Source organism: Bacillus sp. 1A (assembly GCF_052682215.1).
Map to the genome: position 1 here is coordinate 2,295,386 of NZ_JBQYLZ010000001.1, position 15,307 is coordinate 2,310,692.

Annotated in this window: 13 protein-coding genes and 1 tRNA gene; 11 read left to right on the forward strand and 3 right to left on the reverse strand. The window is 35.8% G+C overall.

Features of this window, described 5'->3' with window-relative positions:
• The first annotated feature begins 11 nt into the window (after window positions 1-11).
• On the forward strand, window positions 12-425 hold the full coding sequence (locus tag ACUN0F_RS11580) for a Fur family transcriptional regulator (protein WP_001054512.1): 414 nt from the start codon (window positions 12-14) through the stop codon (window positions 423-425).
• 79 nt (window positions 426-504) lie between these two features.
• Here ACUN0F_RS11580 and ispG read toward each other — a convergent pair whose 3' ends face one another.
• The 3 genes from ispG to ACUN0F_RS11595 form a co-directional block, all read right to left on the reverse strand.
• Window positions 505-1,620 (reverse strand): flavodoxin-dependent (E)-4-hydroxy-3-methylbut-2-enyl-diphosphate synthase, encoded by a 1,116-nt coding sequence (gene ispG / locus ACUN0F_RS11585; RefSeq protein ID WP_445540818.1) that lies wholly within the window; start codon window positions 1,618-1,620, stop codon window positions 505-507.
• Between the two features lie 164 nt (window positions 1,621-1,784).
• Entirely contained in the window at window positions 1,785-2,150 is a 366-nt protein-coding gene (yqfZ, locus tag ACUN0F_RS11590) for a protein YqfZ (protein WP_000825418.1), read from the reverse strand.
• A gap of 71 nt (window positions 2,151-2,221) precedes the next feature.
• Window positions 2,222-2,980 (reverse strand): DUF1189 domain-containing protein, encoded by a 759-nt coding sequence (locus ACUN0F_RS11595; RefSeq protein WP_264460798.1) that lies wholly within the window; start codon window positions 2,978-2,980, stop codon window positions 2,222-2,224.
• A gap of 242 nt (window positions 2,981-3,222) precedes the next feature.
• Here ACUN0F_RS11595 and ACUN0F_RS11600 point away from each other — a divergent pair.
• The 10 genes from ACUN0F_RS11600 (at window position 3,223) to ACUN0F_RS11645 (ending at window position 15,252) form a co-directional block, all read left to right on the forward strand.
• Window positions 3,223-3,296 (forward strand) — tRNA-Ile (locus ACUN0F_RS11600).
• 221 nt (window positions 3,297-3,517) lie between these two features.
• Complete coding sequence (sodA, locus tag ACUN0F_RS11605) at window positions 3,518-4,129, forward strand: superoxide dismutase [Mn] (RefSeq protein WP_001052034.1); 612 nt, start codon at window positions 3,518-3,520, stop codon at window positions 4,127-4,129.
• 115 nt (window positions 4,130-4,244) lie between these two features.
• The gene (locus tag ACUN0F_RS11610) at window positions 4,245-5,522 is read left to right on the forward strand and encodes an MFS transporter (protein ID WP_264460799.1); all 1,278 of its coding nucleotides are present in this window, start codon (window positions 4,245-4,247) and stop codon (window positions 5,520-5,522) included.
• Window positions 5,523-5,631: 109 nt separating this feature from the next.
• On the forward strand, window positions 5,632-7,758 hold the full coding sequence (locus ACUN0F_RS11615; RefSeq protein ID WP_445539513.1) for a peptidoglycan D,D-transpeptidase FtsI family protein: 2,127 nt from the start codon (window positions 5,632-5,634) through the stop codon (window positions 7,756-7,758).
• 330 nt (window positions 7,759-8,088) lie between these two features.
• Window positions 8,089-9,006 (forward strand): phosphate ABC transporter substrate-binding protein PhoX, encoded by a 918-nt coding sequence (phoX, locus tag ACUN0F_RS11620; RefSeq protein WP_445539514.1) that lies wholly within the window; start codon window positions 8,089-8,091, stop codon window positions 9,004-9,006.
• A gap of 27 nt (window positions 9,007-9,033) precedes the next feature.
• On the forward strand, window positions 9,034-9,984 hold the full coding sequence (gene pstC, locus ACUN0F_RS11625) for a phosphate ABC transporter permease subunit PstC (RefSeq protein WP_046956334.1): 951 nt from the start codon (window positions 9,034-9,036) through the stop codon (window positions 9,982-9,984).
• A 1-nt stretch (window position 9,985) separates the two neighbouring features.
• A complete protein-coding gene (gene pstA, locus ACUN0F_RS11630; protein ID WP_001242549.1) occupies window positions 9,986-10,852 on the forward strand; it encodes a phosphate ABC transporter permease PstA in 867 nt (288 codons plus the stop codon).
• A gap of 28 nt (window positions 10,853-10,880) precedes the next feature.
• A complete protein-coding gene (gene pstB / locus ACUN0F_RS11635) occupies window positions 10,881-11,696 on the forward strand; it encodes a phosphate ABC transporter ATP-binding protein (RefSeq protein WP_000226689.1) in 816 nt (271 codons plus the stop codon).
• A 165-nt stretch (window positions 11,697-11,861) separates the two neighbouring features.
• On the forward strand, window positions 11,862-12,518 hold the full coding sequence (gene phoU / locus ACUN0F_RS11640) for a phosphate signaling complex protein PhoU (RefSeq protein ID WP_033657724.1): 657 nt from the start codon (window positions 11,862-11,864) through the stop codon (window positions 12,516-12,518).
• A 379-nt stretch (window positions 12,519-12,897) separates the two neighbouring features.
• Window positions 12,898-15,252, forward strand: coding sequence for a sugar phosphate nucleotidyltransferase (locus ACUN0F_RS11645; protein WP_046956335.1), 2,355 nt, complete (start codon window positions 12,898-12,900; stop codon window positions 15,250-15,252).
• Window positions 15,253-15,307: the final 55 nt, after the last annotated feature.

The window sequence follows — 15,307 nt, forward strand, 5'->3', positions numbered from 1 at the left end:
TAGGGATAGATATGAATCTAACAGAAGCTTTACGCCTAATGAAAGATAAAGGATACAAACATACTGGGAAAAGGGAAGAAATGCTCAGGTTATTTGCAGCTCACAATCGTTATTTAACGGCGAAAGACGTTTTAGAGCATATGAAGGATGATTATCCAGGTCTTAGCTTTGATACGATTTATCGTAACTTAACGGTGTTTGCTGAAATCGGTGTTTTAGAACAAACGGAATTAAATGGTGAAAAACATTTTCGTTTTACATGTTCTATTATGGAACATCATCATCATTTTATTTGTTTAGATTGCGGGGGGACGAAAGAGATTACTTCCTGCCCGATGGATTTTATGAATAAAGATTTTAACGGTTATGAAGTAACCGGGCATAAGTTTGAAATATACGGCCGTTGTCCAAAATGTGCAAAATAAGAACTCGTCGGTTACATAACTGACGAGCTTTTTTACGTAAAAAAGAAGGTTGCCCACAAATATTGTGGCAACCTTCTTTTTATTGTTCTTGTGTTTCTTTTTCTTTTTCTCGTTCAGCAGCAATTTCAGCAGCAATTTCAGCAGCAATTACATCGATTTCTTTTTTCAGTTCTTCTACCATTATTTCTTCTGGTACTTTACGAACAACTTGCCCTTTACGGAATAATAATCCTTCTCCACGTGCACCGGCAATACCGATATCAGCTTCACGAGCTTCACCAGGACCGTTTACAGCGCAACCAAGTACTGCAACTTTAATTGGTACTTTTAGTGTAGAGATGTATTCTTCCACCTCGTTAGCGATGCTAATTAAATCAATTTCAATACGACCACAAGTTGGACAAGAAATAAGTGTTGCTGCATTAGATGCAAGACCGAATGACTTTAATAGTTCACGCGCAACTTTTACTTCTTCAATTGGGTCAGCACTTAATGAAATACGTAGTGTATTTCCGATGCCTTTATTTAAGATTGCGCCAAGACCAGCGGCACTTTTTACAGTTCCGGCAAATAATGTTCCGGATTCTGTAATACCTAAATGTAATGGGTAATCAAAAGCACGAGCAGCTTTTTCGTATGCTTCAATTGCTAAGTTAACATCAGAGGCTTTCATAGATACGATAATATCGTGGAAATCTAAGTCCTCTAAAATTTTAATATGATGTAGGGCACTCTCAACCATACCATCTGCAGTTGGGTATCCGTACTTTTCTAAAATGTGACGTTCTAATGAACCTGCGTTTACACCGATACGAATTGGAATACCTCGTTCTTTTGCCGCATTTACAACAGCTTCTACTTTATGGCGACGACCAATGTTACCTGGATTGATACGTACTTTATCAATGCCGCCTTCAATTGCTTTTAAAGCAAGACGATAATCAAAATGAATATCAGCAACAAGTGGAATGTTGATTTGTTTTTTAATATCAGCAATAGCATTTGCTGCGCGTTCGTCTGGAACAGCAACACGGACAACTTGACAGCCAGCTTCTTCTAAACGTTTAATTTCAGCAACTGTTGCTTCAACATCATGTGTTTTTGTTGTTGTCATACTTTGTATAATTAATTCATTATTACCGCCAATTGTTAAATTACCGACTTTAACTGGACGTGTTTTTGTACGATGAGTCATTTCATTCACGAATAGATCGCTCTCCTTATAAAAGAAGTTTCTTATTTAGTCCCTCATATCAATGAAAGTATACGTGATACAGGGCTATAGAAACCGAAGTGCTCGGTTTCACTTTTACTATTGTATCAGCGCCTTTATGTAATTGACAAGGATTAAGTGATTGCTCATTGATATAACGGGAATTTATAAGACTTTCCAATTTGTATTTTTGTAGCAGATGTACTTTTGTTTAGTTGTTTAAAGTCATCAATTACCTTTTCAATGGAAGGGATTTTTTTCTTATTAATTTGTTCGGTAATAGAAAGAACTGTCTCACCTGTTTTGACTTCAATTGTTTTATAAGTTACATCTGTTTCTTTTTCTGCTTTGTTCTCTTTATTTTGTTTTGTATCTGTATTTTCTTGCTTTATCGTTTGGGCCGCGGTTGTTTTTTTATATGAACTTAACATCGGTAAAGTGCCGATTTTTATATCGTAATAAAATATATAACCAAGAACAAGCACGAATAAGAATATACCTAATCTTTTCATATTCTTCACTCCTTTGCTAGGAATATATGCTTGTCCAAAAAAAAAATGCCTATTTAGGCATTTTTTCGTTTTTATTTTTCTTTCGGTTTTGGAACTTCTTTAATCGTTAAGTAAAGAACAATTAAAACAACTGCGATATAAATAAATGTTGAACCAGGTACAACGATTTTGAATAGATCCATAATCATAAAGAAGATTGTTGGGATTGTGTAGCTGTATGCAGTTAACGTCCATACTTGCTTATAAGATAATTTACGTTGACCACTCATAGCAGAACCTATAAACGCAAGTAAAGTAATTCCTAAGAAAGTAATAAACAATTGGAATAGGTATACTAACACACCGATAACGGCTAGTAAAATTGGATAAATACTATCGAATACAGAAATGAAATCTTGTAAATCTTTCTTCTCAAGAGATGTCCCTAATAAATCATTATAGGAGTATGTTTGTGTTTGACCATTTCCTATAGAAACTACTTTATCTTTTAAAATAAATAAACCAGTTTTGTTTTTATATGTTTCTATATCTGTTGTATTGGGATCAAATACGAAAAGAGCATCTCCTTCTTCCTTTAGAATAGGTTGTTCAATATCTGCTTTTAGTTCACCGTTTTCGATTTTAAAATCAGGTAAATCTTTTTCAATTGCTTGATTTACCATGCTGACACTATCTTGGATAAAGCTGCCGTAAAAGAATGTTCTTGGAATAGTAGTGATTAGACAAAGTAGCATAATATACAAAATGGTTTTTCCGATTTTTTGAAAACGGAATAGCGCCATATCTTTAGGCGAATATACGCTTTTTGCTAATTGGGTAAATATGGACATAGATTCACTTCCTTTATGTATGTATAAAATCATTGTAACGTAGGAATCTAGAGAATCTCAAGATATATTATATTTACATATAGTGGAGATAACTAAATTTCTTTTTATTAATTTTCTTCTTTTATATGAGAAAAATACAATTGACACTTTTCTTTGCCATATGGTAAATTTATCTTACATTTCTTAAAGGATATATCCGATAGGAATTCCTTTATTTGATATGTTGTTACATACATAATTGTGGACCCTTAGCTCAGCTGGTTAGAGCAGACGGCTCATAACCGTCCGGTCGTAGGTTCGAGTCCTACAGGGTCCATATCCATTTCGCATGTTTATTATGTCAGTGGGAAGCTTCCTTGTAGAAGGGAGCTTTTTTTACGGAATATATGAGCATTTTAATTGAAAAGAAGTGGGATTTTTGCTACGTTAATGATAGCAAGACAATGTGATTTATTTGTTTGCACCCTATGGCAATTAGGGTAGAATGAAGTTGTATGTCACTTAAGTGGCAATACATAAACTGGGAGGAATATAACAATGGCAAAACACGAATTACCAAATTTACCTTATGCGTATGATGCTTTAGAGCCTCACTTTGACAAAGAAACAATGAACATCCATCATACAAAACATCATAACACGTACATTACAAACTTAAACGCTGCTTTAGAAGGTCATGCAGAATTAGCTGACAAAAGCGTAGAAGAATTAGTTGCAAACTTAAACGAAGTACCAGAAGCAATCCGTACAGCAGTACGTAACAATGGTGGCGGACATGCTAACCATACATTCTTCTGGACAATCTTATCTCCAAACGGCGGCGGACAACCAGTAGGCGAACTTGCAACTGCAATTGAAGCGAAATTCGGTAGCTTCGATGCATTCAAAGAAGAATTCGCAAAAGCTGGCGCAACTCGTTTCGGTTCTGGTTGGGCTTGGTTAGTAGTAAACAATGGTGAATTAGAAGTAACAAGCACGCCAAACCAAGATTCTCCTCTAACTGAAGGTAAAACTCCAGTTGTAGGTTTAGATGTTTGGGAACATGCTTACTACTTAAATTACCAAAACCGTCGTCCTGACTACATCGGTGCATTCTGGAACGTTGTAGATTGGAACGCTGCTGAAAAACGTTACCAAGAAGCAAAATAATTGTAATAACGATAGAAAAAAGCTAGGAGAATGCTCCTAGCTTTTTTATGCTTTCCTTTTACATAATTGGGCTTGTCTTTGGAAGACTAGAACATGAAGTAAAGGAGAGTTGTGTATGAAGTGGAAACATGTAATTGGTGACGTTGAAGTGAATCGGGATTTAGTGTTATTGCTCCTTATTGGAGGTTTATACACGCTCGCAATTTCTTTATCGAATACGTTTGTTAACATTTATTTATGGAAACAAACACAAAATTATGTGAATCTTGGCTTGTATAATTTGGCCAGCGTTGTATTACAGCCTCTCACATTTCTTATAGGTGGGAAATTAGCGAAGCGTATTGATCGCTCAATCTTGTTACGAATAGGCGTAGGCACGTTAGCTATTTTTTTTATCGTTGTTTTAGTAGCGGGAAAAAGCGCTTCTCACTATATTTTATTAATGGGGGCTCTTTTAGGAGTCGGATATGGTTTTTACTGGCTCGCGTTTAACTTATTAACATTTGAGATTACAGAACCAGAAACAAGAGATTTCTTTAATGGGTTTCTTGGACTTCTTACATCCTTCTCTGGCATGATTGGACCGATAGCAGCTGGATACACAATTTCACGTATGGAGAAATGGAGTGGCTATACGGTCATATTCTTTCTTTCGTTACTGTTATTTGCAATTGCTGTTATTTTAAGCTTTTTTGTATCTAAGAGAGAATGTGAAGGACGGTATGAAATTGTACAAGTATTGAAAGAGCGGCAGATTGATAAAAATTGGGGAAGAATTACACGTGCTCATTTTTTCCAAGGGTTGAGAGAGGGAACGTTTATTTTTGTGATTTCCGTGTACGTGTATTTAGCGACGGATAGCGAACTCGCCTTAGGAAAATATAGCTTAGTAAATTCTGCTGTATCATTTGTATGTTACTACTTAGTCACTCGTATGTTAAAGAAAGAGTGGCGGAAAAAAGCAATTTTGCTTGGAGGCATTATTTTATATGCTGTCGTATTTTTAGTTATATTCAACGTTACATACGCAAAATTACTTATTTATGCAGCGTGTATTGCGGTTGCATACCCTATTTTGCTTGTTCCGTACGGGTCCATGACATATGATGTAATTGGCAGAGCGAAAAATGCGAGAGAGTGGCGTGTAGAGTATGTAGTTGTCCGAGAATTATGGTTAAATGCAGGAAGGATTTGCTCGATTTTAAGTTTTTTATGTGCTGTACTATTCTTTCCGCCCGAAAAAAGTTTACCTTACTTATTATGTATTTTAGGTGCAGGACATTTTCTTATTTATTTTGCAGTTAAAAATGTCAAATATGATGAGGGAAATGCAAGTAAAACAAGTGTTGTAACGCAAGCAAATGCGCAGAATCAAACAGAACCAGAAGGTTAACTTCTCGGTTGTTTTATGCTAGAATAGAAAAAGATGTAAGACAGCAGTGAGGACACCTGTATGAAGGTGTCCCTTTCACATTACATAGCTGTTGGTAGAGGGGGTTTGTATGAGCAAGAAGCAGAAACAACAAAAGAAAAAGACTCACGTTCCTTTTCGGTTAAACGTGCTGTTTTTCTGCGTGTTTTTAATGTTCTCCGCGGTTATTGTAAGGCTTGGATATGTACAAATTGTTCGCGGTGAGGAATATAAGAATGAAGTGGAGAGGAAAGAGAACTCGACGATAAGTAATCCTGTACCACGTGGGAAAATATTTGACCGTTATGGGCGAGCTGTAGTAGATAATGCAGCTGTACGTACGATTACATTTACAAAAATGAAAGGATCAACTGCAGAGGCTCGCTTAGAAACAGCGAAAAAGCTGGCAGATTTGATTGAAGTACCGACAGATAAATTAACAGATCGTGATAAAAAAGATTATTGGCTTGCTATGCATAAAGAGGAAGCGAAAGAAAAAATTACGAATAAAGATCGTCAAGAGTTAAAAGATAAAAAAATTGACGATAAAGAATTAGATGAGCGTCAAAGAAGTCGCGTTACAGAAGAAGAAGTGAATCAATTATCCGCAAAAGATTTAGAAATACTAGCAATTAAAAGCAAAATGGACGGCGGATATGCAATGACACCACAAGTCATTAAGAAGGATGCCACAGAAAAAGAGTATGCGATTATTAGTGAAACATTAGCGGAATTGCCAGGAGTAGATACGAGTGTCGATTGGGAACGAAAATATGCATATGATGGTGATTTATTCCGAAGTGTACTTGGCGGGGTGTCAACGTCTGATGAAGGTTTACCGAGAGAAAGACTAGATTACTATCTTGTTCGTGATTACAATCGAAATGAACGAGTAGGAAAAAGTTATCTTGAACAGCAATATGAAGATAGTTTGCACGGTACGAAGGCAGAAGTGAAAAATATTACAGATAAAAACGGTAATATTTTAGAAACGATTAATGTATCAAAAGGGCAAAGTGGTAATGATCTGAATTTAACAATTGATATGGAATTACAAAAGCGTGTAGAAGAAATTATCACTAAAAGTTTATTGAAATATAAAGGTGGGCAACCACTTTTAGATCGTGCATTCGTTGTAATGATGAATCCGAAAAATGGTGAAGTTTTATCTATGGCAGGGAAACAGTTAGTGAATGAAAATGGCGAAACGAAAGTACAAGATTTCGCATTAGGAACGATGACAAGTTCTTATCCGATGGGATCAACTGTAAAAGGCGCGACAATACTTACTGGATATCAAACAGGCGCGATTCAACCAGGTTCAGTTCAACTCGATGAACCAATTGTATTAAAAGGACCACTAAAAAAATCTTCTTGGAAGCCGATGGGATATATTAATGACCTTACAGCGTTAAAAATGTCTTCAAACGTTTATATGTTTAAAACAGCGATGAATATTGCTGGTGTTCCCTATGTAAGAGGCGGTACGTTAGATATAAAACAAAAATCATATGATACGATGCGTTACTATTTCGGTCAATTTGGACTTGGTGTAAAAACTGGCATTGATTTACCGAATGAAACGGCTGGACAAAGAGGTAGAACAGATCATATGCCAGGTTTCTTATTGGACTTATCAATTGGACAGTATGATACGTATACACCGCTTCAATTAGCACAATATGTTTCAACAATTGCAAATGGTGGTTACCGTATGCAGCCGCAAGTTGTGAAAGAAATTCGTCAACCGGCAGTGAAACCAGATGAAGTTGGAAAAGTTGTTCATTCAATGGAACCGAAAGTACTAAACCGTGTAGATATGCCTGAATCACAAATTAAACGTGTTCAGGAAGGATTTAAGCAAGTGTTTAACAGTCCGGGTGGTACGGCTTTAAGCTATTTTTCGACTGCAAAATATACAGCTGCTGGTAAAACAGGTACAGCTCAAACTGTGTATGGCGGAGATAAAGAGATTGGTAGAAATGCAAAAGGTGAGCGCAAAGAGACATATAACTTAACGTTAGTAGGTTATGCGCCATTTGAAGACCCTGAAGTAGCATTTTCTGTTGTTGTACCTTGGGTAGATGATAAATCAGGTATTAATGGATATATTAGCCGTGACATTATGGACGCGTACTTTGATTTGAAAAAGGTAGAAAATGGCGAAGCTACAAAAGATGAAATAGATAAGAAAAATAAAGAGCAAGATGATGAATAAAAAAGTTGTAAAAAAAGCACACTATCTGAAAAGATAGTGTGCTTTTTTTTATGGTTCATGCATACGTTTTAATAAAGTGGACAAGCGTATCATAGCGGAAAATTAAGGGGCCTCATAAATGATACTTATGCATCTTTCTGGAGGATAACGGTTTTATGGACCAATCATCAGTGAAGATGAACAATGGCTACGGATTAGAATTTCACCTAATGTTGATTCTTGTGGAACTTTACAAAACTTTTACAAACAATTAAAACCGAATTAATAGTTTAGCAGTATTCTTATATCTGTAATCCTGTTATTTCCGGTTACTTCTAGGAGGAAGAACACGTGAAATGGATAAGTGCATCGATTAAAGTTTTCATATTGTCGACATGTTTCTTTTATGTTGGCACGTCTACTGCATTTGCTGTGAATGAAATGGGAGAAGTGAGAGTTGATGGATCCTCAACAGTTTTTCCTATTATAGAAGCGGTAGCGGAGGAATATACAAAGGTGCATCCAAACGTGAAAATTTCCATCAGTGTTTCTGGAACAGGAGGAGGATTTAATCGTTTCAGTAAAGGAGAAGTAGATATAAATAATGCTTCGAGAGCAATGAAACAAGTGGAAGAAAATGAGATGAAAAAAAACTCCATTCAGTTTACACCGTTTGAAGTCGCTTACGATGGCCTTACGATCGTTGTGAGTCGCCAAAATACTTGGGTAGACAATATGACGGTAGACGAGTTACGTCTATTATGGAGTGAAGATAGAAGCGAAAAGCGATGGTCACAAATTCATTCATCATGGCCACGTGAACAGGTGAAGTTTTATGCGCCAGGTGTAGACTCTGGTACGTATGATTATTTTCAAAATGTCATCTTACAAAATAGTCGCATTGTAAAAAAAGTCTCTTTGTCTGAAGATGATCAAGTTATTATGCAAGGGGTAATGAATGATAAAAATGCCATTGCTTTTGTAGGATATGCTTATTATATGGCCAATCGAGATAAGGTGAGAGCAATAAAAGTGAATGGTGTACTTCCGACGAAAGATACCATTCAATCAGGTAAGTATAAGCCATTATCTAGGCCGTTATTTGCTTATGTAAATGATGCATCTATCCGAAATAAAATGAATGTAGCAAATTATATTGAGTTTATGATTCAGCATGTAGGTAATCTTGCTGAAGAGGTTGGATATGTAAAATTACCAAAAGAAAAATACAATGAACAGCTGCGGATGTTAACAGAAATAAAAAGGTAATGTCAGGGTGGAAAGGGGTTTTCATCTTTGGCTCATAATGACAAAAGTCAAATTACATTTTCTGTACAACATTTGATTGAAAGAAATACAAAACAAAGAAAAAAAACGCAGCGAATCAATCGAATCGTTCCGTTATTACTAAAAATAATTGCTAGCGTGTCTATTGTAACGACACTTGGAATTATTTTTACATTGGCAAATGAAACATTGATGTTTTTTCAAAAAATACCATTACTCTCCTTTTTGACGGGAAAAGAATGGTTACCTTTTTTTGAAGATCCTAAATTCGGTATATTACCACTTATATGTGGAACGTTCCTTGTAACAGCAATTGCCATGCTCGTAGCAATTCCTATCGGTTTAGCCTGTGCCGTATTTTTAAGCGAATATGCTTCAAACGGTGCAAGGAAAGTATTAAAACCGATGTTAGAACTATTAGCAGGTATTCCGACAATTGTATATGGTTTTTTTGCATTAACAGTTGTCACACCGCTTTTACAACGGATTATACCAGATTTACAGTTTTTTAATGCGATTAGTCCAGGTATTGTTATTGGCTTTATGATGATACCTACAATTGCATCTCTATCTGAAGACGCGATGAGAGCTGTAGCGAAAGGAACGAAAGAAGCTTCGTTAGCACTTGGAGCAACTCGGTTTGAGATGGTAAAACAAGTCGTGTTTCCTTCGGCTTTTACAGGGATTATGGCAGCGATCATATTAGCTGTTTCCAGGGCAATTGGTGAAACGATGATAGTTGTAATTGCAGCGGGATCTACACCGAATGTATCGCTCGATCCGACACACTCTATTCAAACGCTAACAGCCTATATTGTGCAAGTGAGTTTAGGTGATGCTCCGCATGGAACAATTACGTATTACAGCATGTATGCTGTAGGCGCAACTTTATTCTTATTTACTTTTATCATGAACATCATTTCGCAGTCTATTATGCGTCGCTTTAGGAGGGTGACATAATATGCGAATGTTGAATCATAAAAAAATACAAGAGAATATGGCATCACGCTTTTTAAAAGACCGAGTTTACAAATTGTTATTTTATATAGCAATTTTGTTTTCAATAGTAATACTGCTTATTTTACTTTTTCAAATTTTTGAAAAAGGTATAAGTTACCTTTCGTTAGATTTCTTTACAAACTTCGCTTCGCGTAATCCGAAAGAAGCTGGGATTGCTGCAGCTTTGTCAGGAACAATATTATTTATGAGTATTGTTATACCGGTCTCCTTTATATTTGGAGTCGGAACTGCTCTTTATTTAGAGCAATATGCGAAGGAATCTATATTTAAAAAGGTAATAGAAATTAATAATCAAACGTTAGCAGGAGTACCTTCCGTTGTATTTGGATTACTCGGCTTAACTATTTTTGTATATGCTCTTCATTTAGGTGAGAGTATTATTGCGGCGGCACTGACGATGAGTTTACTCGTTTTACCGACAGTTGTTGTAGCGAGTCAAGAAGCGATACGATCTGTACCAAGTTCATTATTAGAAGCCTCTTACGGATTAGGTGCTACGAAGTGGCAAACGATGTATCAAATTGTATTGCCATCTGCTTTCCCAGGAATTATAACGGGTTGTACGTTAGCGATATCAAGGGCGATTGGAGAAGCGGCACCGCTATTAGTTATCGGGGCACTTGCATTTGCAAATTATGTTCCATTTAGTATGTTTGATAGATTTACAGTTTTACCAATTCAAATTTTTAATTGGATGAGTAGACCGCAAGAAGAATTTCAGTACGTAGCAGCTGCTGGGATGATTGTGTTGTTAGGTTTATTACTCTTTATCAATATATTTGTCTTATGGTTACGAAATCGAAAATAAGTTGGAAATGGATGAAAGGGGAATTCAAATGGTAGCAACAGTAGTAAATGTACAGGTGAAAAACGAGGAGAAAATCGAGACTGCACCAAAGAAAGTAGTATTTGATACGAAAAACTTAAATTTATGGTACGGAGAAGACCATGCTTTAAAAGATATTAACTTAAGCATTCATGAGAATGAAGTTACAGCAATTATCGGGCCAAGTGGTTGTGGTAAATCAACGTACTTAAAAACATTAAATCGTATGGTAGAGTTAGTACCAATCGTGCGAACTACAGGTGTAATTGAATACAGAGAGCGCAATATATTTGAAAAATCATACCCAGTTGAAGAATTAAGAACTCATGTGGGAATGGTGTTCCAAAAGCCAAATCCATTTCCGAAATCTATTTATGAAAATGTAGCATATGGCCCGAAAATTCATGGTATTCGTGATAAAAAAACATTGGATGAAATTGTTGAAAAAAGTTTACGTGGAGCAGCGATTTGGGATGAGTTAAAAGATCGTTTGCATGATAATGCATACGGTTTATCTGGTGGACAGCAACAGCGTCTATGTATCGCACGTTGTTTAGCAATTGAACCAGACGTTATTTTAATGGATGAGCCAACATCGGCACTAGATCCAATTTCAACATTAAAAGTAGAAGAATTAATTCAAGAGTTAAAGAAAGACTTTAGTATTGTGATCGTAACGCATAACATGCAACAAGCAGCACGTATTTCAGACAAAACTGCTTTCTTCTTAAGTGGAGAAGTTGTGGAATATACAGATACAAATAAATTATTTACGACACCTTCAGATAAGCGTACAGAAGATTATATTACAGGCCGATTCGGTTGATATCGTTGCAAGGATAAGAGTAAATACCCTCTTAACAGAGGGTATTTCTTATTTTTACCTCATTTCATTAGAGAAGTAATACTTCTCCTATCTTAAGGCTTATTACAAGTAGGCTAGGTAGGAGATCTATATATAATGGCGCATAATATTGAGGGGGAAGAAACAATGGTAAGAGAACAGTTTCAATGTGATTTAAAAATGTTACAGCAAAAGGTGATTGAGCTTGGAGAGCTAGCGAGGGAAGCTTTATTGCTTGCTATGGAAGGTCTTCATAAAAGGGATGTAGAGAAAGCGTTAGAGGTAATAGATGGTGATTATCGTATGGATAATTTAGAAGAGGAAATAAATGATCTTGCGCTTATGCTTATTACGAAGCAGCAACCTGTAGCAAGTGATTTAAGAAGGATTTTCATTTCAATTAAAACAGCCACAGATTTAGAGCGTATTGCAGATCATGCTGTTAATATTGCGAAATCAACAATTCGTCTTGGGGAAAAAGAGGTGGTTGTTAGTTTGCACAATCTTGATGAAATGTTTGCAATTGCAAATAAGATGCTACAGTTAGCGCTAGAAGCATATGAGCAAGAAAATTTAACTTTTGCGAAACAAATTGCCGAAATGGATGATTCAGTTGATGAAATATATGGGAAAGCGATTCGTGAATTTATATCTTCAGTTCCAGAACAACCAGAAGCAATTACACAAATTACACAATTATCCTTTGTGGCGAGATATATCGAGCGTGTAGCAGATCATATTACAAATATTGCTGAAAATGTTTTTTATTTAGTAAAAGGAAAGCATTACTTATTAAATGAATAAAGAAAAAAGGCAGGTGAAACATCACCTGCTTTTTTTAGTCAAAACATGACAAAAAAAGCTCGTTGTTTCCTTTAGTTTATGATGATAAGATGTATCATAATATAATGGAAAAAATAGGACATATATGTTTTTCACTTATTAAGGGATATTTTACTAAGTTAATGGTAAGCGCTTTCTTTTGTGGTGTTGAAAAGGTACATGTATATAGACAGTTTTACCGCCTGTAAAAGCCTGAGTGGTCAGGGCTAATAATCAGTGGGAGATGCACAAAATCCCTACTAATTAAAGTTTCATTTTATACTGCTAGTTAATGCGGGGTAGATAATATACATATCGTATATGAAGTTACTGATCATTATATAAGTGGAGGCTGAAGTATATGAAGGGGGTTATTTTAGCTGGAGGAAAAGGACGACGCCTTAGACCATTAACATGTAATACTCCAAAGCCGATGTTACCATTATTAGAAAAGCCAGTTTTGGAATACAATATTGAATTATTACGTCAGCATGGTATTCGTGAAATTGCAATTACTGTTCAGTATATGAGTACGGCCATTAAGCAATATTTTGGAGACGGTAGCAAATGGGGAGTTAACTTGTACTACTTTGAAGATTCTCCCCCGCTTGGAACCGCAGGGAGTATTAAACAAGCGGAAACATTTTTAGATGAAACGTTTGTTGTGATAAGCGGGGATGCGTTAACTGATTTTCAATTATCAGAAGGAATTACGTTTCATGAACAAAAGAAAAGAATGGTAACTATGTTTGTAAAGGAAGTAGAAAACCCACTCTCATTCGGTTTAGTTGTAATGAACAAAGAACAAGAGGTTACACGATATATAGAAAAACCTAGCTGGAATGAAGTAGTCTCTAATATTGTGAATACAGGTATATATATTATGGAGCCAGAAATTTTTTCTTACATACCGCCCCGAGAGTTTTTTGATTTCAGTCAAGATGTGTTTCCGCTATTGGCAAATAAGAACGCGTTATTTGCATATTTGTCAGAAGGTTATTGGTTAGATATCGGTACATTTGATCAATATCGACAAGCACAATTTGATTTGTTAACGAAAAAATTGCAAGTACCTATTCCTTACACGGAAGTATTGCCGATGGTATGGATGGGGGAAGGTGTGACGATTGGAAAAGGAACGAAAATTCACGGTCCTTCTTTTATTGGAGAAGGAGCAAAGATTGGTGCTGGAGCTGTAATTGAGCCATACTCTATTATCGGGAAAAATAGTGTGGTTTCAAGTTATTCTCATCTTCAAAAAAGTATTGTTTTTGCAAATGCGCACATTGGTCAGTATTGCGAGCTATTAGAAACGACCATAGGAGAGCATACAATGGTGGAAGATGACGTTACACTGTTTCAAAAAAGCATTGTAGCGGATCATTGTCATATAGGGAAAAGTACGGTAATTAAGCAAAAGGGAAAACTATGGCCATATAAGGCGATTGACAGCTATTCAGTAGTAGGATCGGCTGGTGTTCAAGAAAGTGAAAAGAGTGCAGGATGGTTGCAAAAAAGCCGCATTGTAGGAAGAGGTAATGTTGAAATCACTCCTCAATTTATTGTGAAGGTTGCGATGGCGTATGGATCTCTTTTTGCCAAAGGAGAAAGTATATTAATTGGGAGTCAAGAACATATAGAAACGACTTCTTATAAAAATCTCTTTCTTCATGCGATTCATGGTATCGGGATTCATACGATGGAATGCAAAGAAATAAACGAGTCACTTTTTCAGTATAGCATTCAGGATTTACAATGTGCAGGTGGGGTTTTCATTCAAGTGGAAAACGAAAAAGAGGTTGTTATAAAGTTATATGGTAAGGAGGGGGTACAATTAACGTATAAGCAGCAAAAAGCGATAGAACAAGTATATATGTCTGAGTCGTTTTATTACGTATGTGAGAAAGAAATGGGGCGGAATAAGCTAGTCCACGTTTCTTTACATGATTATATAGAGGCTGTATTAGAGCGCGTTGATATTGAGAAAATACAAAAACAAAAGTTTCATCTTCTTATTAATAAGAGGAATGATATGTTACAACATTTACTGATGCTCTTTTTACAAAGGCTCGGATGCACAGTTACATGGATTTATGCGGGCGAACAAAAGGATCATGTGAAAGCTTTGATGAAATCAAGCAAAGCAAATATGGCACTTATGTTTTCAGAGCAAGGAAATTATTTCGAGTTATATGATAATCATAGTAATATTTACCAAGGAACAGATTTTGAAGAGGTAGATATTCCAGATTTATTACTTGAATCAGCAGGAAATATTTACCCGATGTCTTTGAAATTAGGCGAATGTTACCTTCTATTTTATACGCAGGATGAAAAAAAGTCGTTTCAAGCGAGATGGAAGCGAGATATTTTATATCGAATTGGAAAATTATTCGAGTTAATAGCATTGCAGGGGAAAACATTTCTCAGCATAGTAGAGCAATCACCGCCGCTTTATCTACTTTGTGATGAAGTTGTATGTTCATGGAATGAAAAAGGAAAAGTAATGAGGAAATTATTGGCTGATATGGAAAGAAAGGAAGAAGGTATATTTGAAGGAGTACAGTTCAGATATACCGAAAAAGAGTGGTCTTATATCGTTTCTGACACAAAACAACCGAAATTTTTAGTGTATTCGCATGCCAGAAACCCAGTAATAGCAAGGGAAAACATGAAAAATCTTATAGAAAAAATTAGACAATATCAAAAGGTGTAGAATTTTTATTTTAAAAGTGGTATTATAGTATAGTCTGATTTAAGTTATTAGTACT

What these genes read in the sequence shown, in the direction of transcription:
- ACUN0F_RS11580 (WP_001054512.1), top strand. Translation starts at nt 12, where the DNA reads ATGAATCTAACAGAAGCTTTACGCCTAATGAAAGATAAAGGATACAAA.
- ispG (WP_445540818.1), bottom strand. Translation starts at nt 1,620, where the DNA reads ATGACTCATCGTACAAAAACACGTCCAGTTAAAGTCGGTAATTTAACA.
- yqfZ (WP_000825418.1), bottom strand. Translation starts at nt 2,150, where the DNA reads ATGAAAAGATTAGGTATATTCTTATTCGTGCTTGTTCTTGGTTATATA.
- ACUN0F_RS11595 (WP_264460798.1), bottom strand. Translation starts at nt 2,980, where the DNA reads ATGTCCATATTTACCCAATTAGCAAAAAGCGTATATTCGCCTAAAGAT.
- sodA (WP_001052034.1), top strand. Translation starts at nt 3,518, where the DNA reads ATGGCAAAACACGAATTACCAAATTTACCTTATGCGTATGATGCTTTA.
- ACUN0F_RS11610 (WP_264460799.1), top strand. Translation starts at nt 4,245, where the DNA reads ATGAAGTGGAAACATGTAATTGGTGACGTTGAAGTGAATCGGGATTTA.
- ACUN0F_RS11615 (WP_445539513.1), top strand. Translation starts at nt 5,632, where the DNA reads ATGAGCAAGAAGCAGAAACAACAAAAGAAAAAGACTCACGTTCCTTTT.
- pstA (WP_001242549.1), top strand. Translation starts at nt 9,986, where the DNA reads ATGCGAATGTTGAATCATAAAAAAATACAAGAGAATATGGCATCACGC.
- pstB (WP_000226689.1), top strand. Translation starts at nt 10,881, where the DNA reads ATGGTAGCAACAGTAGTAAATGTACAGGTGAAAAACGAGGAGAAAATC.
- phoU (WP_033657724.1), top strand. Translation starts at nt 11,862, where the DNA reads ATGGTAAGAGAACAGTTTCAATGTGATTTAAAAATGTTACAGCAAAAG.
- ACUN0F_RS11645 (WP_046956335.1), top strand. Translation starts at nt 12,898, where the DNA reads ATGAAGGGGGTTATTTTAGCTGGAGGAAAAGGACGACGCCTTAGACCA.